The sequence below is a fragment of the Kosakonia pseudosacchari genome (genome assembly GCF_015167415.1).
Lineage (GTDB): Bacteria > Pseudomonadota > Gammaproteobacteria > Enterobacterales > Enterobacteriaceae > Kosakonia > Kosakonia pseudosacchari.
In genome coordinates this window covers 2,843,182-2,864,116 of sequence record NZ_CP063425.1, presented here as the reverse complement: position 1 = coordinate 2,864,116, position 20,935 = coordinate 2,843,182, and the positions used below count along the sequence as shown (strand labels likewise).

General features: G+C 51.0%; 21 protein-coding genes, 1 pseudogene and 1 riboswitch. Of the genes and pseudogenes, 13 read left to right on the top strand and 9 right to left on the bottom strand.

The genetic code is table 11. The features are described 5' to 3' along the window. Window positions 1-23: 23 nt before the first annotated feature. On the bottom strand, window positions 24-2,657 hold the full coding sequence (locus tag IP581_RS13460) for a PqiB family protein (RefSeq protein WP_193820607.1): 2,634 nt from the start codon (window positions 2,655-2,657) through the stop codon (window positions 24-26). Next, a complete protein-coding gene (gene yebS / locus IP581_RS13455) occupies window positions 2,626-3,909 on the bottom strand; it encodes a membrane integrity lipid transport subunit YebS (protein WP_193820606.1) in 1,284 nt (427 codons plus the stop codon). The genes IP581_RS13460 and yebS overlap by 32 nt, the downstream gene beginning before the upstream one ends. Window positions 3,910-4,041: 132 nt before the next feature. On the opposite strand from yebS, the gene IP581_RS13450 reads away from it, so the two are divergent. From IP581_RS13450 to htpX, 4 genes are all read left to right on the top strand, one after another. Continuing rightward, on the top strand, window positions 4,042-4,539 hold the full coding sequence (locus IP581_RS13450; RefSeq protein ID WP_017456962.1) for a GAF domain-containing protein: 498 nt from the start codon (window positions 4,042-4,044) through the stop codon (window positions 4,537-4,539). Window positions 4,540-4,635: 96 nt separating this feature from the next. Beyond that, entirely contained in the window at window positions 4,636-5,322 is a 687-nt protein-coding gene (gene proQ / locus IP581_RS13445) for an RNA chaperone ProQ (protein WP_086874086.1), read from the top strand. 19 nt (window positions 5,323-5,341) lie between these two features. Then, window positions 5,342-7,390 (top strand): carboxy terminal-processing peptidase, encoded by a 2,049-nt coding sequence (gene prc / locus IP581_RS13440; protein WP_193820605.1) that lies wholly within the window; start codon window positions 5,342-5,344, stop codon window positions 7,388-7,390. 193 nt (window positions 7,391-7,583) lie between these two features. Next, complete coding sequence (gene htpX / locus IP581_RS13435) at window positions 7,584-8,465, top strand: protease HtpX (RefSeq protein ID WP_086874088.1); 882 nt, start codon at window positions 7,584-7,586, stop codon at window positions 8,463-8,465. Window positions 8,466-8,634: 169 nt separating this feature from the next. Here the strand turns inward: htpX and IP581_RS13430 are convergent, their stop codons facing one another. Continuing rightward, window positions 8,635-10,008 carry an MFS transporter gene (locus IP581_RS13430; RefSeq protein ID WP_086874089.1) on the bottom strand — a complete coding sequence of 458 codons (1,374 nt, stop codon included), beginning with the start codon at window positions 10,006-10,008 and terminating at the stop codon, window positions 8,635-8,637. 177 nt (window positions 10,009-10,185) lie between these two features. On the opposite strand from IP581_RS13430, the gene kdgR reads away from it, so the two are divergent. Continuing rightward, a complete protein-coding gene (gene kdgR, locus IP581_RS13425; RefSeq protein ID WP_045511376.1) occupies window positions 10,186-10,977 on the top strand; it encodes a DNA-binding transcriptional regulator KdgR in 792 nt (263 codons plus the stop codon). Window positions 10,978-11,027: 50 nt separating this feature from the next. Here kdgR and IP581_RS13420 read toward each other — a convergent pair whose 3' ends face one another. Next, the gene (locus IP581_RS13420; RefSeq protein WP_086874090.1) at window positions 11,028-11,267 is read right to left on the bottom strand and encodes a YobH family protein; all 240 of its coding nucleotides are present in this window, start codon (window positions 11,265-11,267) and stop codon (window positions 11,028-11,030) included. 161 nt (window positions 11,268-11,428) lie between these two features. On the opposite strand from IP581_RS13420, the gene mgrB reads away from it, so the two are divergent. The 6 genes and pseudogenes from mgrB to rlmA all read left to right on the top strand — a co-directional run bounded on the left by mgrB (window position 11,429) and on the right by rlmA (window position 14,773). Beyond that, the gene (gene mgrB, locus IP581_RS13415; RefSeq protein ID WP_017456969.1) at window positions 11,429-11,572 is read left to right on the top strand and encodes a PhoP/PhoQ regulator MgrB; all 144 of its coding nucleotides are present in this window, start codon (window positions 11,429-11,431) and stop codon (window positions 11,570-11,572) included. A gap of 74 nt (window positions 11,573-11,646) precedes the next feature. Beyond that, entirely contained in the window at window positions 11,647-11,934 is a 288-nt protein-coding gene (locus IP581_RS13410; protein WP_131409625.1) for a YebO family protein, read from the top strand. A gap of 18 nt (window positions 11,935-11,952) precedes the next feature. Further along, the gene (locus tag IP581_RS13405; RefSeq protein ID WP_193820604.1) at window positions 11,953-12,942 is read left to right on the top strand and encodes an MBL fold metallo-hydrolase; all 990 of its coding nucleotides are present in this window, start codon (window positions 11,953-11,955) and stop codon (window positions 12,940-12,942) included. A 511-nt stretch (window positions 12,943-13,453) separates the two neighbouring features. After that, window positions 13,454-13,595 (top strand): annotated as a pseudogene (locus tag IP581_RS13400) (DUF2627 domain-containing protein). 12 nt (window positions 13,596-13,607) lie between these two features. Then, entirely contained in the window at window positions 13,608-13,817 is a 210-nt protein-coding gene (cspE, locus tag IP581_RS13395; RefSeq protein ID WP_001062678.1) for a transcription antiterminator/RNA stability regulator CspE, read from the top strand. Window positions 13,818-13,957: 140 nt separating this feature from the next. Beyond that, complete coding sequence (gene rlmA / locus IP581_RS13390; RefSeq protein ID WP_193820603.1) at window positions 13,958-14,773, top strand: 23S rRNA (guanine(745)-N(1))-methyltransferase; 816 nt, start codon at window positions 13,958-13,960, stop codon at window positions 14,771-14,773. Here the strand turns inward: rlmA and mntP are convergent. The 5 genes from mntP to manX form a co-directional block, all read right to left on the bottom strand. After that, window positions 14,770-15,336, bottom strand: a complete 567-nt coding sequence (gene mntP, locus IP581_RS13385) for a manganese efflux pump MntP (protein ID WP_193820602.1) — start codon at window positions 15,334-15,336, stop codon at window positions 14,770-14,772. The genes rlmA and mntP overlap by 4 nt on opposite strands. 6 nt (window positions 15,337-15,342) lie before the next feature. Beyond that, window positions 15,343-15,516: riboswitch (yybP-ykoY riboswitch) on the bottom strand. 196 nt (window positions 15,517-15,712) lie between these two features. Next, a complete protein-coding gene (locus IP581_RS13380) occupies window positions 15,713-16,171 on the bottom strand; it encodes a DUF986 family protein (protein ID WP_193820601.1) in 459 nt (152 codons plus the stop codon). A 55-nt stretch (window positions 16,172-16,226) separates the two neighbouring features. Next, the gene (locus IP581_RS13375; RefSeq protein ID WP_065368270.1) at window positions 16,227-17,078 is read right to left on the bottom strand and encodes a PTS mannose transporter subunit IID; all 852 of its coding nucleotides are present in this window, start codon (window positions 17,076-17,078) and stop codon (window positions 16,227-16,229) included. 12 nt (window positions 17,079-17,090) lie between these two features. Next, on the bottom strand, window positions 17,091-17,891 hold the full coding sequence (locus IP581_RS13370; RefSeq protein WP_017456976.1) for a PTS mannose/fructose/sorbose transporter subunit IIC: 801 nt from the start codon (window positions 17,889-17,891) through the stop codon (window positions 17,091-17,093). Between the two features lie 63 nt (window positions 17,892-17,954). Continuing rightward, on the bottom strand, window positions 17,955-18,917 hold the full coding sequence (manX, locus tag IP581_RS13365; protein ID WP_086874097.1) for a PTS mannose transporter subunit IIAB: 963 nt from the start codon (window positions 18,915-18,917) through the stop codon (window positions 17,955-17,957). Between the two features lie 155 nt (window positions 18,918-19,072). Here manX and IP581_RS24130 point away from each other — a divergent pair, with 155 nt between their 5' ends. Then, window positions 19,073-19,387 carry a protein YoaL gene (locus IP581_RS24130; RefSeq protein WP_407659155.1) on the top strand — a complete coding sequence of 105 codons (315 nt, stop codon included), beginning with the start codon at window positions 19,073-19,075 and terminating at the stop codon, window positions 19,385-19,387. Next, on the top strand, window positions 19,375-20,934 hold the full coding sequence (yoaE, locus tag IP581_RS13360) for a CNNM family cation transport protein YoaE (RefSeq protein WP_086874098.1): 1,560 nt from the start codon (window positions 19,375-19,377) through the stop codon (window positions 20,932-20,934). The genes IP581_RS24130 and yoaE overlap by 13 nt, the downstream gene beginning before the upstream one ends. Window position 20,935: the final 1 nt, after the last annotated feature.

Sequence of the window (20,935 nt, the reverse complement as noted above, 5' to 3'; positions counted from 1 at the left end):
CAAGCACGCCGGAGCCCGCAGGCTTAACGCGGCAGGGCAGTGCCCCACTGGCGCCACTCTTTGGGTTCGCTTTCCAGCAGCAGGAAGTGTTTACCCGGTTGCGCTTTCGGTGCCAGCGGTGTTTCCGGCGGCGTAGCGAAAGCGATACCACCGCGAATAAACTGGTTGAACGTTCCTGTTTTCACCACGCCGCCAACCAGGCCAAAGTCCAGCGAGTAGCCGGAAGCGAGCCAGAATACCGAATTATTCCGTACCAGATGCTGATAGCGTTTACTGATCCGCATGCCAATCATCACGCGATCGGAAAGCGTTCCCAGCATCATGCCGGTTACAGTGCCCACTTCGATACCACGGAACAACACCGGCGTGCCGATGTTGATCGAACCCGCTTCCGGCGCTTCGACGACGATATTGAGGCCATCGAGGTAGCGGGAATCCGTAATGGTGGCTTCTGAAATCTCAAAGTCGCGTCGCGCATCGCCGCGGCCAGGCTCCACATTGATATAGGGTTGCAACAAGGTATCGAGATGTTCGACACCCGCCGCGGAGATTTGCGGGGTGATCACCGAGAAGCGTGACCCGGCGCGGGCGAACGTCTGGACATATTCCGGATACAGCACCGCGCTCGCCTGGACTTCGTTCTTATCGGTAATCAGTTGCAGATTCTGAATCTGCCCGATATCAATTCCCAGATAACGAATAGGCATGCCCGCAGCCAGTTTGCCGGCGTCAAAGGCATGTAATGTAATCTGTCCACCGACCGCGCGAGCCGCGGTTTCCGAAGCGTAAAGTACGCGTTTATCGCCTTTGCGCACGCGGCCACTGGCGCCGCTAAGGTTATCGAAACTGATAGCGCCTTTTATCGCACGCGAGAGCGGAGACGCCTGTACGGTAAGGCCGCTACCGTTAAGTTGTACTTTCGCGCCACCTTCAGCCCAGAAAACGCTATTGCTGGTCAGTAAATTGCGGTATTCCGGTTTGATATGCAGTTCGATATCAAAAGCATTCGCGCGCGGACGCACGGTAATCACTTCGCCCACTTCAAACTTGCGGTACAGCACCACCGACCCGGCCTGCACGTCTGGCAGCGTGTCTGCCGTCAGTGTCAGCGTGGTGGTTGGCAGGTCGCTCAGGCTGTTTTCGAGAGCCTTATCCAGGTTGGCGAACAGAGGGTAACTGTTTTTCATCTCGCCTTTGGCACCAGGCAGAATGCGGATGCCGCCGCTGAGCCACTCGTTAGCGCTGGCGGCGAGGAACTCAACGCCATCCAGCCCCATTTTGACATCAACGCGACTGTTGACGACGAACTTGCTATCCCCGTGCACTAAATCGCGATACTGCGGATCAATAGCGACGGCAAACGTCACGCCCTGGTTCGTCAGGTTGCGCTCCAGCACCTGGCCGACCTGCACACCATGCAAAATCAGCGGTTGCCCGGCGTCAATACCGTAACTTTCCGGTGCGGTAAGCGTCAGGGTTACAACACCGGGTTCCTGCAACAGGTTTTTGTCCGCCGGCAGAACAACAAACTGATTACGGGGTTGACCTTCACCCGGCACCAGCTCCAGCGTGCTGCCGGTCAGCAGGGAACTGAGATTGGTATTACTCAGTGAGATTTTTGGATTGTGCATCTCGATACGCGTGTTATCGCGCAACAGATTCACCACACTCGGATCAACCGTTAATTCGCCGCTGACAGCGCCGCCAGGGTTGAGATTGATTTTAGTCAGTTGGCCTACTTCCAGCCCCTGATACATCAGCGGTGTTGAACCGGCTTTTAATCCCTGGCCACCAGGCAAATCGAGTTTCACCAGTACGCCGCGCTGGCTGTGCGCCAGGTCTTCGTATAAACCATATTCGTCGTCCTGGGCGGCGGGCTGCGAGGCTTCGGGGGAGTCAAAAGCGATGGCGCCGTTGACCAGTGCCGCCAGGCTTTCAAGTTCGACTTTGGCCCCGCTCAAGCCGACATCAGCTTTTACACCGGAAACGTTCCAGAAACGGCTACCTTTTTTCACCAGGTTAGTAAAACGGCGCTCGATCAGGACATCAATGGTTACGCCCTGTTTATTGGTATTGATCGAATAGTCGTAGACGCGACCGACCGGGATTTTACGGAAATAGACCAGCGAGCCGCTGTTCAGCGCACCCAGGTCCGGAGCATGAAGGTGGATCATTAATTCGCCGTTGTTAAGGCGATATTTGGGTTGCGTATCCAGGGCGGTGAAGTGCTCCTGCGGCTCACCTTTACCTGGCATCATGCCAATATAGTTACCGCCTACCAGCGCATCGAGCCCTGAAACGCCCGCCAGCGACGCTTTCGGTGTAACCAGCCAGAACTGCGTTTCACTGCGCAGTGCATCTTTCATATTGGATTTGATGCTGACGCGGACTTCGATTTTTTTCAGATCTTCACTCAGGCGGATGTCCTGCACCGTGCCGACTTCAACGCCCTGATAGCGGACAGGCGTTCGCCCAGCAACAATGCCATCGGCGGACATAAAATCAATCGTGATGGTGTTGCCACGATCCTCATAAGTGCTCCAGATAAGCCAGCCCGCAATGAGCAGGGCGATGACAGGGAGCAACCAGAAAGGCGAAATGCGCCGTTTTGTTTTAATACGCGCCTCAGTCGGCGAAGCGGGGGTTTCCTGACTCATTTGCATCCCAAAGTAAGCGGCTGTCCAGCCATTCCACAGCAAGAATAGTCAAAATTACCGCCGCGCCGAAATAAAACGCAGCGGGTCCCATCGTAAAGTTGAGTAACTGGTCGCGATTAATCAGTGACATCATGAGTGAAATGACAAACAGATCGAGCATCGACCAGCGCCCAATCCAGGTCACAAAGCGCAAAAGTAAAATGCGAGTGCGTAACCCCTGTTCAAATTTGAAATGGATGCTCAGCAGCAGTGTAAAGAGCACAATCACTTTGGTAAACGGCACCAGAATACTGGCGATAAACACCACACCTGCCACGGCAATATTGCTGTGCGCCAGCGAAATAATCCCCGACATAATCGTATCTTCTTGTCGCGAACCATTGACGTAAATAACGGAGATCGGTAACAGGTTCGCCGGGAAAAGAAAGATCAACGATGCGAGAAGTGACGCCCAGCATTTCTGCAAACTCTGTTTACGGCGAAGCGTTAATGGAATGTGGCAGCGAGGGCAGCGGCCGCGAACGTCGGGAAAGCCCGTAAAATGACAGCCCAGACAGACCTGCAATTTGGGATCGGGGCGTTTCGCCGGGCGTTGCGGATAAAAACGCTCCCATAACTGTTCTACGTTCAAATGGATCAGCGTCATTACGCTTAACATCACAAGCGCGCCAAACGCGAACAGCCCGATCCCTGGTTGTAGATAGGCGTAATCCTGCACTTTGATAGAGGCGACGCCAACGCCAACCAGATAGATATCCAGCATCACCCACTCTTTGAGTTTTTCCAGCATTAGCAACACGGGACGCAAATTCATGCCGAGGATGTTGCCAAGCCATAAATAGGCGATAGCCGTAACCAGCACCAGCGGCGCGCCAACGGTGCAAAACAGCACCATCGCGCCGGTAATGGGCGAGCCTTGCGCGGTCATTTGCCAGATACCCTGCAACAAATTGGCGTCAATACGTACACCGAGCAAATAGAGATGCAGCAGCGGTTCACCCCAGGCGAAGGGCATCAAGAGGATCATGGTTACCGCCATCGCACCGAGGCGCGTTAAGGACCAGTCGCGTCCGTCACGGACTTTGGCATCACAACTGGGGCAAAATGCGCTTTGGTGCGATTTCATAACCGGTAACGCAAAAAGCGTATCGCACTGGGGACAGCGCTGATAATGTGCGCGTGGCAGCGCTTCGCCCACGCGATGAACGGCGATTTTTTTCCCCGGCGTAATTTGTTGTATCTTTAGTGCCATTGCGGGTATCAAAAAATGTTTAGATGTATCTATCTTAACTCATGAATGGAACATCTTGAGCATCAACGCATTTAATGCTTATTTTAATAGGCTAAGCAGTTTTTCGAAGTAAGACACCAAAGTGGTTGGATAATGAACAAAACAGAATTTTACGCGGACTTAAACCGCGATTTTCAGGCGTTAATGGCAGGTGAAACCAGTTTTTTAGCGACGCTCGCGAATACCAGCGCGCTGTTATTTGAACGCCTTGATGGGGTGAACTGGGCCGGTTTTTATCTTCTGGAAGCGGATACGCTGGTATTAGGGCCGTTCCAGGGCAAAATTGCCTGTGTGCGCATTCCTGTTGGGCGTGGCGTTTGCGGCACTGCGGTCGCGCAGAACCGCGTACAGCGTGTGGAAGATGTGCATCAGTTCGATGGTCATATTGCCTGCGATGCGGCAAGTAATTCTGAAATTGTACTGCCGGTAACGGTAAATAATCAGATTATTGGCGTACTGGATATCGACAGCGTCGTCTTTTCTCGCTTCACCGCCGAGGATGAACAGGGGCTGCGCGAGCTGGTTTCGCATCTTGAAAACGTTCTTGCGGCGACCGATTATCAAAAAATCTTTGCACCCGTCGCAGGATAATCAACGGATAACGTAGCATTTACCGATAGCGTCATTATAATGACGCCTGTTCATGCCTGCGCTTGTTGGCAACGTCCGTTGTAATCAGGAAATTTCATGGAAAATCAACCTAAGTTGAATAGCAGTAAAGAAGTTATCGCTTTTTTGGCCGAACGTTTCCCACACTGTTTCAGTGCTGAAGGCGAAGCACGCCCCCTGAAAATCGGTATTTTTCAGGATCTCGTCGAGCGTGTGGAGGGTGAGATGAATCTCAGCAAAACCCAACTTCGTTCCGCTTTACGTCTTTATACTTCAAGCTGGCGTTACCTGTACGGTATCAAAGCTGGCGCGGCGCGTGTGGATCTCGATGGCAACGCTTGTGGCGTGCTGGATGAGCAACACGTAGAGCATGCCCGCAAACAGCTTGAAGAAGCCAAAGCGCGCGTTCAGGCACAACGTGCTGAACAGCAAGCGAAAAAACGAGAAGCCGCTGCTGCCGCAGGTCAAGAAGAAGCGCCGCGCCGTGAGCGTAAAGCCCGCCCGGCTCCGCGTCGTAAAGAGGGTGCAGAACGCAAACCTCGTACTGACAAGCCTGTTGCGAAAACCCAGCGTGCGCCCCAGCAGGAAGTGCGCCACACGCCAGTTTCAGATTTATCTGTGCTCAGCGTGGGTCAAAACCTGAAGGTGAAAGCAGGGAATAATGCGATGGACGCCACGGTGCTGGAAATCACTAAAGATGGCGTTCGCGTACAGCTTAGCTCGGGTATGTCGATGATTGTACGCGCAGAACATTTAATGTTCTGAAACGGAGGCCTGGCCTGGCATGAACACTTTGTTTAAGCGCACAGCATTGGCTGGTCTGTTATTTGTAACAGGCCACGCTCTGGCTGTGGAAGATATTACCCGTGCCGATCAAATTCCGGTATTAAAGGAAGAGACCCAGCACGCGACGGTGAGTGAACGCGTAACCTCGCGTTTTACCCGCTCTCACTACCGTCAATTTGATTTAGACGCCGCTTTTTCGGCGAAGATTTTCAATCGCTATCTCAATCTGCTCGACTATAGCCACAATGTGCTGTTGGCGAGTGATGTCGAACAGTTCTCCCAGAAAAAAAGCCTGATTGGCGACGAACTGCGCACCGGTAAGCTGGACGTATTTTACGACCTGTACAACCTGGCGCAGAAACGTCGTTTTGAGCGCTACCAGTACGCGCTGAAGGTGCTTGAGCGTCCGATGGATTTTTCCGGTAACGACACCTTTAATCTTGATCGTAGCAAAGCGCCATGGCCGAAAGATGAAGCCGAACTGAACGCGCTCTGGGACAGCAAAGTTAAGTATGACGAACTTAGCCTCAAGCTGACCGGGAAAGACGAGAAAGAGATCCGCGAAACGCTGACGCGTCGTTATAAGTTTGCGATTCGCCGTTTGGCACAAACCAATAGCGAAGACGTGTTCTCGTTAGCCATGACCTCTTTTGCGCGTGAAATTGACCCGCACACCAACTACCTCTCTCCGCGTAATACCGAACAGTTTAATACCGAGATGAGCCTTTCTCTTGAGGGGATTGGCGCGGTGTTGCAGGGAGATGACGACTATACCGTGATCAACTCTATGGTCGCAGGCGGCCCGGCAGCGAAAAGCAAAGCCATCAGCGTTGGCGATCGTATCGTTGGTGTTGGGCAAACCGGGCAAAACATGGTCGATGTCATCGGCTGGCGTCTTGACGATGTGGTTGCGCTGATTAAAGGACCCAAAGGCAGTAAAGTGCGCCTCGAAATCCTGCCGGCGGGTAAAGGCACCAAAACGCGCATTGTTACACTGACGCGTGAACGGATTCGCCTCGAAGATCGGGCGGTGAAAATGTCCGTGAAGAGCGTCGGCAAAGAAAAAGTTGGCGTACTGGATATTCCTGGTTTCTATGTCGGTCTGACTGACGATGTCAAAGTCCAGTTGCAAAAACTTGAAAAACAAAACGTTAGCAGCGTGGTTATCGACCTGCGTACTAACGGCGGCGGCGCGCTAACGGAAGCGGTATCGCTCTCGGGCCTGTTTATTCCGTCCGGCCCGGTGGTACAAGTGCGTGATAATAACGGAAAAGTGCGTGAAGACAGCGATACCGACGGCGTGGTCTATTATAAAGGCCCGCTGGTGGTGCTGGTTGACCGCTTTAGTGCCTCGGCATCAGAAATCTTTGCCGCTGCGATGCAGGACTATGGTCGTGCGCTGATCGTCGGCGAACCGACGTTCGGTAAAGGTACTGTTCAGCAATATCGCTCGCTCAACCGTATTTACGATCAGATGCTTCGTCCTGAGTGGCCGGCGCTGGGATCGGTGCAGTACACCATCCAGAAATTCTATCGTGTAAACGGTGGGAGTACGCAGCGCAAAGGCGTAACGCCGGACATTATTATGCCGACGGGGACGCAGGTTACTGAAACCGGTGAGAAATTTGAAGACAACGCATTGCCGTGGGATAGCATTAACGCGGCGACGTTCGTGAAGTCTGGCGATTTAAAACCGTTTGGCGCGGAGCTGCTCAAAGATCATGAGGAACGGATCGCCAAAGATCCTGAGTTCCAGTACATCATGAAGGACATTGCGCGTTTCGATGCGTTGAAAGGTAAACGTAACATTGTTTCTCTTAACCTGGCGCAGCGTGAGAAAGAGAATGCGGAGGATGATGCCATTCGTCTCTCGCGTCTCAACGATCGCTTCAAACGCGAAGGCAAGCCGCTGCTGAAAAAACTGGACGATTTGCCAAAGGATTATCAGGAGCCCGATCCGTATCTCGATGAAACGGTTCATATTGCCCTGGATCTGGCGCATCTGGAAAAAGATCAACCCGCGGAACAACCCGCTCCCACGAAGTAAAAATAAAACAGGCACAAGAAATTGTGCCTGTTTTTTTAACAACTCTTCTCTGGCGTAAGCAATATACTACAAAATGTAAAGTTGTGTTTTTCTCGTGACTTACGCTGCCCTGATGCTTGAAAATAACCGGTATGCCCATACGATGTGGGTAATCGCATAGTGCGTTTTGTTAAGTCGAGGTTAAAAGAAAATTATGATGCGAATCGCGCTCTTCCTGTTGACTAACCTGGCCGTCATGTTGGTGTTCGGTCTGGTACTTAGCCTGACGGGCATTCAGTCGAGCAGCGTTCAGGGCTTGTTAATTATGGCGCTGCTGTTTGGTTTTGGCGGTTCGTTCATTTCGTTGTTGATGTCGAAATGGATGGCGCTGAAATCTGTTGGTGGTGAAGTGATTGAACAGCCACGTAACGATATGGAGCGCTGGCTGATGGACACCGTTGCCTGGCAGTCTCGCCAGGCGGGTATCGCGATGCCGCAGGTGGCTATTTACCATGCGCCGGATATCAATGCCTTCGCAACCGGTGCGCGCCGTGATGCTTCGCTGGTTGCTGTCAGCACCGGCCTGCTGCAAAACATGAGCCGCGATGAGGCCGAAGCCGTTATCGCCCATGAAATCAGTCATATTGCGAATGGCGACATGGTCACCATGACGCTGATTCAGGGTATTGTGAACACTTTTGTTATCTTCATTTCTCGCATCATTGCGCAAATTGCGTCAGGTTTCCTCAGTGGTAACCGTGATGATGGCGAAGAAACTAACGGCAACCCGTTGATCTACTTCGCGGTTGCAACGGTGCTGGAGCTGGTGTTCGGTATCCTGGCGAGCATTATCACTATGTGGTTCTCGCGTTACCGCGAATTCCATGCCGATGCCGGATCTGCAAAATTGGTGGGGCGTGAGAAGATGATTGCTGCTCTCCAGCGTTTGAAAACCAGTTATGAACCGCAGGAAGCAAGCAGCATGATGGCTTTCTGTATTAATGGTAAGTCAAAATCGCTGAGCGAACTGTTCATGACTCACCCGCCGCTGGACAAGCGTATTGAAGCATTGCGTTCTGGCGAATATCTGAAATAACAGGTTATCCGGAAGTAAAAAAACGCGTCGAATGACGCGTTTTTTATTGCCCGTTCAAAACCACGCGCTTAGGACGTGGTAAACAACATATTTTGGTACCTCAGGACTTAAAGCTTACAGAACGTTAATCTTTTCGATTGTTTTATCAACGACTTGTTATACAAGTTTTTTACTCACTGGCGCGCGGCTGTGTAATTCGTAAGCTGCTGATTACGGCAGCAATCGTGGCGAGCGTTCCTGCAAGTAGCAACGAGGTATGCGTCCCATGCGTTTCAAAGAGATTAAACATCAACGCTACCAGTGCGGCACCGGAGCTTTGCCCCAGTAAACGCGCCGTACCCAGCATGCCACTGGCACCGCCACTGCGCTGGCGCGGTGCGGCAGTAATGATCGTGTGGTTGTTGGGCGATTGAAACAGGCCGAAACCCGCACCGCATAACGCCATTCGCCAGATGATTTCAATATCTGTCGGTGCCGATGGAAGCAGTGCTAGTGCAAATAACCCGCCCGCCATCATGACCATTCCTAACCCACCCAGAAGCCCGGCATGTACACGCTCAATCAGATATCCGGCCAGCGGAGCCATTACCATTGTCGCCAGCGGCCAGGGCGTTAACAGCAAACCCGTTTCCACTTCACTGCGCCCAAGCACCGTCTGCAAGAAGAAGGGCAGGGAAACCAGAGCCAGCATCTGCGCGCAAAATGAACAAACAGAGGTGCCAATCGACAGGGAAAAAAGCGGGATCCGCAATAAATCAACCGGTAATAAAGGCACCGGTAATTTCAGCTGCCGGCGAACAAAAAGTGAACCGATGAGCAACAATGCGACCAATTCCACTAACACTAACGTCATGGATTGTCCCTGAGCGAAGCTGCTAAGTGCAGTGATTAACAGGCCGAATGTCAGCGCATTCATCACCGCGCTGGGCAGGTCAAATTTAGGTTTTGCACTGCGTGTCGCATTGGGGGGTAAGTATTTTACTGCCAGCAGCAAAGCGAGAATACCCAGAGGCACATTGATCAGGAATAACCATTGCCAGGAGGCAACAGAAAGAATAGCCGCTGCAATGGTTGGCCCTGCTGCGGATGATACGGCAACAACGAAGGAGTTAATGCCCATGCCGCGCCCCAGGCTGCGATAGGGATAAATCAGCCGAATGAGCGCAGTATTGACGCTCATCAGCGCCGCACCGCCAAAGCCCTGCGCAACACGCGCCAATGTTAAGGTCAATAACGAGTCGGAAAGCGCGCAGAGTAATGAGGTAAGCGTAAAGAGCACCAGTCCGCATTGATAAACCCGGCGATAACCAAACATATCGCCAAGGAATGAAAGGGTTAGTAGTGAAACGACAATGGCAATTTGATAGGCGTTAACGATCCAGATTGAACTCGCAGCGGAAGCATTCAGATCCCGTGCAATGGTCGGTAGAGCAACGTTAGCAATTGCACCGTCAAGCACGGCCATGGCGATGCCAAGAATAATTGTCAGAATTGCGCCGTAACGCTGTGGAATGGGCAAGCCATCAAAGGAAGATTTATCCATGGAAATTTCAGGGTTAATGTCACAAAGTTATTTGTATAATAATTCTATCATTGGCATTCCGGTTTTATGTCGCAGATTTGTAACGAAGTTGACAAACGCACATTGCGGTGACCGGATGACGAATTTATAATAAAAACCGATTCTGAATTTTATAAAACACAGGCGATGAGGTGATTAATGGCAATCGCAGATTTGGACAAGCAGCCAGATTCTGTCTCTTCTGTATTGAAGGTATTTGGCATTCTGCAGGCGCTCGGAGAAGAGCGTGAAATCGGCATCACCGAGCTTTCGCAGCGTGTCATGATGTCGAAAAGCACCGTCTATCGCTTTTTGCAAACCATGAAATCGTTAGGTTATGTCGCGCAGGAAGGGGAGTCTGAAAAATATTCCCTGACGCTGAAGCTTTTTGAGCTTGGTGCGCGGGCATTGCAAAACGTTGATTTGATCCGCAGCGCGGATATCCAAATGCGCGAGCTTTCTCGTCTGACGAAAGAGACCATCCACCTGGGCGCGCTGGATGAAGATAGTATCGTCTACATTCATAAAATTGATTCAATGTACAATCTGCGTATGTATTCACGCATTGGTCGCCGTAACCCGCTGTACAGTACTGCGATTGGTAAAGTCCTGCTGGCATGGCGCGATCGTGAGGAAGTGCAGCAGATTCTCGAAGGTGTAGAGTATAAGCGCAGCACTGAGCGCACTATCACCAGCACCGAAGATCTGTTGCCGATGCTGGATATTGTGCGTCAGCAGGGGTATGGCGAAGACAACGAAGAACAGGAAGAAGGCTTACGCTGTATTGGCGTACCGGTTTTTGACCGTTTCGGTGTGGTGATTGCTGGTTTAAGTATTTCTTTCCCGACATTGCGCTTTTCGGAAGAACGCCTGCATGAGTACGTTGAAATGTTGCACAATGCCGCGCGTAAAATTTCCGAACAGATGGGTTATAACGACTATCCGTTCTGAATGAAGACAAAAAAGCCGCCTGAAAAGGCGGCTTTTTCTTGTGTAAAGGGTTAGCCGTTATCGACTACGGTATCGCTTTTGCGCAACAGCGGGCAGTTTGCCAGACCAAAAAAACCATTACTGGAATGCACATATTGTGCGGTGCTGGTGCCTCGTGCAGTAGCATATTTACATTGCAAGCCCAGCCCAGCCGCGTTTTCCGTACTGTTAATCAGCACCCCGTAACCGCTCAGCAAGAGCCCAATCCACAGCAGCGCCACAATGATAACGCTTCGTATGAGTGTACGCATATTTGCTCCTTGCATATCGGTAGACTTTATCACAAGGCTACGGTATTTACCTGGTGAAACAAGTCCAGCATTCCTAAAAATACCGAAAGGAGATACAGTTAGTCGCGGTTTAAGGAAGCCATGATAACCTGGTTACACCTTGCAACGTATCGGAGAGTGGAGTGAGAAAATATAGATGGCTGATTCTGGCTGCCGTATTGGTAGTCTGCCTGCTGCTCTGGACTCAAATGCTTAACGTGATGTGTGATCAAGATGTACAATTCTTCAGCGGCATCTGCGTCATCAATAAATTCATCCCCTGGTAGTGGCATTTTTTCAGTGAGAGATTTCCTTCCTTGACGTCAGTGGTAGAATGCCGCGTCTATATTGAGGTGGTGAAATGAACGAAGTTTTAAATTCAGGCGCGATCAACCTTGCGTCAATAGTCCTTTCTTTGGTGGTTCTGCTTGTCGGTCTGGTTTTGTGGTTCTTTATCAATCGAGCCAGTTCGCGCACGAATGAACAAATTGAGTTGCTCGAAGCGCTGCTGGATCAGCAAAAACGACAAAATGCGCTGCTGCGCCGCTTGTGCGAGTCTAATGAACCCGAAAAAGACGAAGCGGTTGAGCCAGTAAAAGCGCAAGAAAAAGGCGATGATGATTTCATTCGCCTGGTCGCAGAGCGCTAACCTGCCCGGGAGTGCGAGATGGTGTGGAGAAACCCCTGGTATAATCCTGCAATCTCGCACCATACGCCGGAAGGTTTTACCAACTCGGCATCTGTCGCCCATCAACCCGGAGATGTTAAGCGCTGGCGAAAAGAGCGGCAGGCCGCCGGCCTTCCCAGACCACCTTCCTGCGGTTACCCAGGATTTATCGAACAGTGGTGGCAAAAAGCTAATGTTGTTGGCGAGGAAGATTGCCTCTGGTGGTTAGGCCATGCCAGTATGCTTTTGCGTCTTCAGGGTCAATATCTTCTCACAGATCCCATCTTTTCCCGTCGTGCCTCACCTGTAAGTTTTGCAGGTCCACAACGTCATACACCGACAGCGCTCTCAATTGTTGACATTCCACAGCTGAATGCGATTCTTATTTCTCACAACCATTACGATCATCTGGACGCATGGACGGTGCGCGCGCTGCTGCGTCGCTTTCCGGATGTGCATTTCTTTGTACCGCTGGGGGTTGGCGATTGTCTTCGTTGCCGCGGTGCGCAGCATGTCACTGAGTTAGACTGGTGGCAAAGTTTTATATTACAGGGAATAACCTACACCGCAGTGCCTGCACAACATTGGAGCATGCGCACATTATGGGATCGCAATCGTTCATTGTGGTGCGGCTGGGTCATTGAATCATCAACGCAGCGTTTTTGGTTTGCGGGTGATACAGGTTACACGCCAGAATTGCTCACCATTCCTCAACGGTTAGGTCAACTGGATACTATCGCGCTGCCAATTGGCGCTTATGCGCCACGCTGGTTTATGGCGATGAATCATATGGATCCCCAAAGCGCTGTTACACTCTGGGAACAGCTGGGGACACCACTTGCTGTTCCCATTCACTGGGGAGTATTTGAACTGGCGGACGAATCGCTTGATGAACCGGTAAAAGAGTTACAGAGAGCATTAACCGAAACGGCAGTGGAAAAGGACACCTTTCGCATCTTAAAAATTGGGCAGTATTTGCCCCTTTGTTAATTCAGACCGTCCTTCAAAAAGATGAGTTTTTTTATAATCATCTTCTTTTATTTATATCGAAACGTTTTCTTTGCCTTTTTATGAGGCAGTGTCATCATAATTTCATTATTTTGGTGCACAACTTTGCTTATTTGCACAAGAAATATCCATAATGGTTCGAGGTAATAGCTTCCGCGATGTGTATATTTGTTTAGGAATCTTCCTAGTCTAAGAAAATGGCATAAGTATGCGCAAAAAGTTCTTACGATATACGCTATATGTATAGCGGAGCAGGAGCGGACGTGGAGCAACGGAACTTATTGAGCTATAGTAATAAATTCGCTGCTTTGAGTATTGGTATTGGTGTTCAGAGCGTCTGTTATAGCGTTCAATGTTATGCATAAACGTGCACAACAAGTGTTGATGACCGTAGAATTTGTGCGACGGATCCAGACATGTTTAAAAATGGCTTGCCATAATTTACGTATTATGTGATAACACGTTTTGGGTCAATCGAGGTACAGTTCTGTTTATGTGTGGCATTTTCAGTAAAGAAGTCCTGAGTAAACACGTTTCGTTGAATACAGCTTCTCTGCCGAACCTTATATTAGTGCCTCAAGCAGTAATGTCTCAGTTTTCTCAGTCAATGCCTGCGGGCGAAGTATATACATTAAGGAATTTTGCAAATGGCAAAGATTAAAGGTCAAGTTAAGTGGTTCAACGAGTCTAAAGGTTTTGGTTTCATTACTCCGGCTGACGGCAGCAAAGATGTATTCGTACACTTCTCTGCAATCCAGGGTAACGGCTTCAAAACTCTGGCCGAAGGCCAGAACGTTGAGTTTGAAATTCAGGACGGCCAGAAAGGCCCGGCTGCAGTTAACGTAACTGCTATCTGATTTCGACACCCCTGAGCTTGAAGCGCATGTAGCGCATCAATGTCAGACATAAAGCCTCGCCTTCGTGCGGGGCTTTTTAATTTCCACGGCACAACAAATGGCGGTACACTTTCGCCCTTTAAGAATGCCCCGGAGTTTTTATGGCCTTCAGTTGCCCGCTCTGCCACGAACCTTTGCACCGTCGAGATAAATCCTTCTTTTGCGCGCAGCGGCATCAGTTTGATGTTGCGAAAGAGGGGTATGTTAATCTTTTGCCCGTTCAGCATAAACGCTCAAAAGATCCTGGTGATAGTGCGGAGATGATGCAAGCGCGCCGCGCTTTTCTGGATGCGGGGCATTATCAGCCCTTACGTGATGCAATTGGTGACATTTTGCATGCGCGACTATCGCTGTTAGCCGATGCGGTGCTGGATATAGGCTGCGGGGAAGGGTATTACACCCAGGCTTTTGCCGCGATTGCACAGCAACATGGCGCGCAAATGTTAGGGCTGGATGTTTCAAAAGCGGCGATCCGCGCGGCTGCAAAGCGCTATTCGGCAATCATGTTTTGTGTTGCTTCCAGCCACCGCTTGCCTTTTGATGATGGCTGCATTGACGGGCTGGTGCGTATTTATGCGCCCTGTAAAGCGCAAGAACTGGCTCGCGTAATGAAACCAGAAGGTATTGTCATCACCGCATCACCAGGACCCCGCCACCTGATGGAATTAAAGGGGCTTATCTATGATGAGGTGCATTTGCATGCGGAAAATAACGGCGATATTGCAGGGTTCAGGCTACTGGAACAGCAATCGCTCTCTTATGAGATGACATTGACGGGCCAGCAAGCCGTTGCGTTATTGCAAATGACGCCTTTTGCCTGGCGGGCAAAACCGGAAGTGTGGGAAAAATTAGCGGCAATGGAGCAATTCCACTGCCAGACCGATTTTACGATCCACTGTTTACAGCGGGTAAGTTAAGCGGCGAAGTGGCTCCACAAGATCTGCGCGCCAATGCCAATCAGTACGATCCCGCCGAGGATTTCGGCGCGCTTTCCAAGGATGGGGCCAATAAAGCGGCCAATCATGATCCCTACCGTGGACATAATAAAAGTGGTGCAGCCAATCGCCAGTGCGGTCGCCACAATATTCACTTGTAGAAAAGCGAGGCCAACACCCACGGCCATCGCGTCGAGGCTGGTAGCAATTGCAGTGGTCACCAGCAGCCAGAAACCATGGCGCTGAGGCGTTTCTGCTTCGCTGTCCTCATCGCTACGTATTCCCTCCAGCACCATTCGGCCACCGAGAAACACCAGCAGCACAAACGCTATCCAGTGATTCCATTCCAGGACAAATTTCGTTGCCAGCAGGCCCAGCCCCCAGCCAATCAGCGGCGTCAGGGTTTCAATCACGCCAAAGATAAGACCGGTGCGCAATGCTTCAGAAAACTTCGGCTTATGTAAGGTGGCACCTTTACCGATAGAAGCAGCGAAAGCGTCCATCGACATGCCGAAAGCGAGGAGAAGAGTGGCAGATAAATTCATGTGAGCGTCCTGACCGGGAGTTCCATATAACACATCTCTGCCCCCAGTAAACAGCAGTTGATGTGCCAATGGTCTCGCCTGACTGATAACTTCAGTCCGTACGTGCCACGTTTTGCAACGAGTATGTTGACACGTACATTTCCTGGTGGTGGAAATCGGCTACTCCCCAACGACGAACGCACCTTAACATATTTTGAGAATATAAAACAACAACAGCAATATATAATGTTGTTTATTTATCGATAACGATTAGTATTTAGATTTATTGGTAATAATTACGTTAATAAATATAAGTACATCGCCCCATAAATATAGCAAAGGCTATAAGTTTGTTGATTATTTACGCGGAGCGATCTCCGCGCCACAAAATCTTAACTTACTGAGTTTTAAGTAAAACAGCAGAGATCTTTTCCAGGTCGTCGATATTTCGTACGCGAATAAGCAAACGTCGTTGTTCTAATTGCATCACTAACACACCATCTTCCGATAAATTCATCTCTTTTATACGGCAATATTCAATCCACGCATTTGCAAAGAAAAAACCTCGCATTTTAAAGATGATTTTGGGGGCGCGGATCCAGAATAGATAAATACCCAGTAAAGCCAGCGCAAATAATAACCACAGGGTTAATGGTGAACCGCCATTAGCCGTGTTGTTATAGATAAGGATCACCAGTAAGCCGACAAAAATAGCGCCATCGGTACGACTTCTGCGTAACAGGGGAACCGCCAGGAGCGTGGCACCATTGCGGCGTGGCATAATGAATTCATCATAGATGGCGAAAGCCAGCAGGGCGGCGATAAACAGTACCAATACGATATCCGTAATCGTCATTGTTTCTCCTTACATAAAAAAACCGGGGGCAAGCCCCCGGTTATCACATCACACATTACAGACCCAGAAGACCAATGGCGTAACCCACAATCCCGATTACGAAGAAGCCAACGATAATCCACAGCGGGTTAACTTTCTTACGCAGCAGCCACATGCAGGCGAAAGTCAGCAACAGCGGTACCAGGCCCGGCATTAATTGATCGAGAATGGTTTGCACCGTCGTGACGTTGGTTTTACCGGTCTGATCGGTAATTTCTGACACCACAAGCGGAATGTTCACATGCGTCCACTTGTTAACCAGCGCACCCATGACGAACAGGCCGAGAATTGACGCCCCCTCGGTCAGTTTTTGCAGGAAACCACCGCCCATATCTTTAACAATGTCGATACCTTTACGGTAGCCGTACGCCACGCCGTAATAACGTGTCGCCAGGCGGACGATATTGAACAAGAAGAAGAACAGCAATGGCCCGAGCAGGCTGCCACTCATGGCAATACCCGCACCGAGCGCCGCAAATACCGGACGCACCGTACCCCAGAAAATCGGGTCACCGACGCCTGCCAGTGGCCCCATCAGACCAACTTTGATGCCGTTAATCGCACCATCGTCGATCTCTGCGCCATTTGCACGCTGCTCTTCCATCGCCAGCGTCACACCAAGTACTGGCGCAGCAACGTATGGATGGGTGTTAAAGAACTCCAGATGACGTTTGATGGCCTGACGGCGCGCTTCGTTATTTTCCGGGTACAGGCGTTTGATCGCCGGCACCATCGAGAAGCAGAAGCCCAGTGCCTGCATACGTTCGAAGTTCCATGACCCCTGGAACAGGTTAGAACGCAGGAACACGCCACGAATGTCACTCTGGGTGAGTTTTTTCTCAGTCGGAGTTTTTGTCATATCAACCATGTCGTTCACCTGTTAATCCAGTTCGTTATCAAGATCGTTGGAACCCGCAGCCGGAGCAGCGCCGCCTGCTGAACGGTTATATTTCGGGCTGAGCTGAATGTAGAGAATCGCCATGACTGCACCGATAACACCCAGCGAAACGAGGTTGAAATTGGTGAATGCCGCCGTCACGAAGCCGAGATAGAAGAACGGCATCAGGTAGCCTGCGCGCATCATATTAATGACCATCGCATAACCTACCACCACGATCATGCCACCGGCGATATTCAGGCCACTGGTCACCACTTCAGGAATGGCGTTCAGCATGCTCTGTACTTCACTGGTACCGACAGAGATAGCGACAATGACCGCCGGGATAGCGATACGCATAGCTTGCAGGAACAGGGAAGAGACGTGGATCCAGGAAAGTGCCGTCAGGTTGCCGGTTTCGGCTGCCTTATCCGCGGCATGCTGGAAGCCGACGGTAATGGTACGAACAATAATGGTCAGAACCTGGCCTGCCGCCGCCAGAGGAATGGCCAGCGCGATACCGGCGCCAATACTCTGATGACCGCCGATGACGAGAATGGTCGAGATAATCGACGCCAGCGCTGCATCGGGAGCGACCGCCGCACCGATGTTCATCCAGCCCAGAGCAATCATTTCCAGCGTACCGCCGATAATGATACCGGTTTTCATATCACCCAGAACGATGCCCACCAGCGTACATGCCACCAACGGACGGTGGAACTGGAATTCATCGAGTATCGACTCCATACCGGCAATACACGCGACGACGAACACCAGCACAATCTGAAGAGTGGTAATCTCCATTGTACTTCTCCTATAGCTAAATCAGACGTAAGTGTGAAAACTGAGTCAATCAGGCCGCCGCGGTTATTTCGCCACTTTGCTGATTAAATCCATCATTTTCAGTTTCGGATCGTTGGAAACTTTGCGGACTTCCAGCTCGATATTGCGTTCGTTCAATTTCTTGAATGCGGCAATATCTTTCTCATCCACCGAAACCGCGTTATTCACCTGGGTTTTACCCTGACGGTAAGCCATACCGCCGATGTTGACGGAGGTGATTTTTACCCCTTCTTCAACGACGCGCAGCACATCCGTCGGATTGGTGAACAACAGCATCACGCGCTCGCCCGCGTATTTAGGGTTGTTATATACACGCACCATTTTGGCGACATCAACGACATGCGCCGTCACGCCTGGAGGCGCAACCTGAGTCAACAGGGTTTTACGGACATTATCTGCTGCCACTTCGTCGCTCACGACGATAATACGCGTAACGTTAGTCTCTTTTGTCCAGCGGGTAGCAACCTGGCCATGGATCAGACGGTCATCGATACGGGCAAGGCCGATAACCATATAATCGTTCGGTCCCATGGGTTTGGCTGGCGCTGCCGCTTTCGGTGCCACAGGCGCCGGTGTGGGTTTGGCCACCGGCTGGGCTTTGAGCGCTTTCACGCCTTCACGTCCGGTCTCCACCGCCAGCGCCACCAGTTCGTCAAATGTCGGGTTGTCATCCCGGGCCATCAGTGTTTCCACCAGCATCGGAATATTGACGCCAGCAATAACTTCATAATGCTCTTTATCGACGACAATGCGGCTGGCAGCGTTAAACGGGCTGCCGCCCCACGTATCAACGAGAAACAGCACACCTTTGCCGGTATCCAGCTTCGCCAGTTGTGCGTTGTACTTTTCGATCAACGTTTCCGCATTTTCACCGGGAACAAAATCAATCCAACCGACGTTCTCCTGCTCGCCCAGCAGCATCTCGGCGGTTTTGAGCAACTGTTCCGCAGCCCAACCATGTGTGCCTATAACAATAGCAATGGTCACTTGCTACCTCCTTCTTCTTGTCGTTAACACATCATTAATTGATGTATTGTGAATCTGTCCCGGTAACGGTAAACCGAATCGATTCAGATAAGGGTTAAAGAGAACACCTATGACTTTCGGGAATTATTTTAGATAGCGAAAAAATAATTTATGTGATGAAGATCCGTAATTTAGGTTTCCTCTTCGTGAAATTTCGAAGCGCAAAATATCCACACAAATTGCAAATTCCGGTAAATCTTTGCAAATGCCAAAGTCTCTCTGATATGTTTATCCTCCGTTTAATTAGTCAGGAGTATAGGGCAGCAGCCCACCGTATGGATCGTCACCGACGTCAGTTCACTTTTTGGCCTTCTCGTGCCACGCAGTCCGGCGTTTTCCGCCATTTCCCATCGACGTTCAATGTCATATTTGTGCGTTTCCGCACACTGAATAACGCATCTCTTATCAGGAGCCTGTCATGGAATTCTTAATGGATCCCTCGATTTGGGCGGGATTATTGACGCTGGTTGTTCTGGAAATTGTTCTCGGTATCGACAACCTGGTGTTTATTGCCATCCTTGCCGACAAACTGCCGCCGAAACAGCGTGATAAAGCGCGTCTGATTGGCTTGTCGCTCGCGTTGGTGATGCGACTGGGGCTGTTGTCGCTGATCTCGTGGATGGTCACGCTGACACAACCGCTTTTTTCCGTCTGGGATTTCACCTTCTCCGGTCGCGATCTGATTATGTTGTTCGGCGGTGTGTTCCTGTTATTCAAGGCGACGACGGAGCTGCATGAACGGCTGGAAAACCGCGAACATGACAGTGGGCATGGCAAAGGCTACGCCAGTTTCTGGGTGGTCGTCGTGCAGATCGTTATTCTTGACGCGGTGTTCTCACTCGATGCGGTCATCACCGCGGTAGGTATGGTCAATCACCTGCCGGTAATGATGGCGGCTGTCGTTATTGCTATGGCAGTGATGCTGCTGGCGTCAAAACCGCTGACGCGTTTTGTAAACCAACATCCCACGGTGGTTGTGCTCTGTCTGAGCTTCCTGCTGATGATTGGTTTGAGCCTGGTGGCCGAAGGTTTTGGCTTCCATATTCCGAAAGGTTACCTGTACGCGGCGATTGGTTTTTCCATCATCATTGAGTTCTTTAACCAGATTGCGCGCCGGAACTTTATTCGTCATCAGTCACATCTGCCGCTGCGCGCCCGTACGGCTGATGCCATCCTGCGTCTGATGGGCGGCCGCCGCCAGTCGAACCCGCAAATTGAAGCGGATAGCCAGGCCTCCGTGCCGGTGCCGGAAGGGGCGTTTGCGGAAGAAGAACGTTATATGATTAACGGCGTATTAACGCTGGCCTCACGCTCGCTTCGCAGCATTATGACGCCGCGCGGTGATATCAGTTGGGTAGATGCCAACCTGGGTGTTGAACAGATCCGCCAGCAACTGCTGTCCTCGCCGCACAGCTTGTTCCCGGTTTGCCGTGGTGAGCTGGATGAAGTCATTGGCATTGTGCGGGCGAAAGAGATCCTGGTAGCGCTGGAAGAGGGCGTGGATGTTGCAGCGATCGCGTCGGCAACACCGGCGATTGTTGTGCCGGAAACCCTGGATCCGATTAAGCTGCTGGCCGTATTGCGCCGGGCGCGCGGAAGTTTTGTTATCGTCACCAATGAGTTTGGTGTCGTGCAAGGCCTGGTAACGCCGCTGGACGTGCTGGAAGCCATCGCCGGGGAATTCCCGGACGCGGATGAAACGCCAGAAATCGTTGCCGACGGTGATGGCTGGCTGGTCAAAGGCACCACAGATTTACATGCGCTGCAGCACACCCTGGGCCTTGACAACTTCATTGATGAAGACGAAGACATTGCCACCGTGGCCGGTCTGGTGATTGCCGCGCGAGGGCAAATCCCGCCAGTGGGCGAAACCTTCGAAATGGCACCGTTGCATATCACCGTGATTGAAGCCAACGATTACCGTGTTGATCTGGTCCGTATTGTTAAAGAGCAACCTGCTCACGACGAAGAAGAGTAAT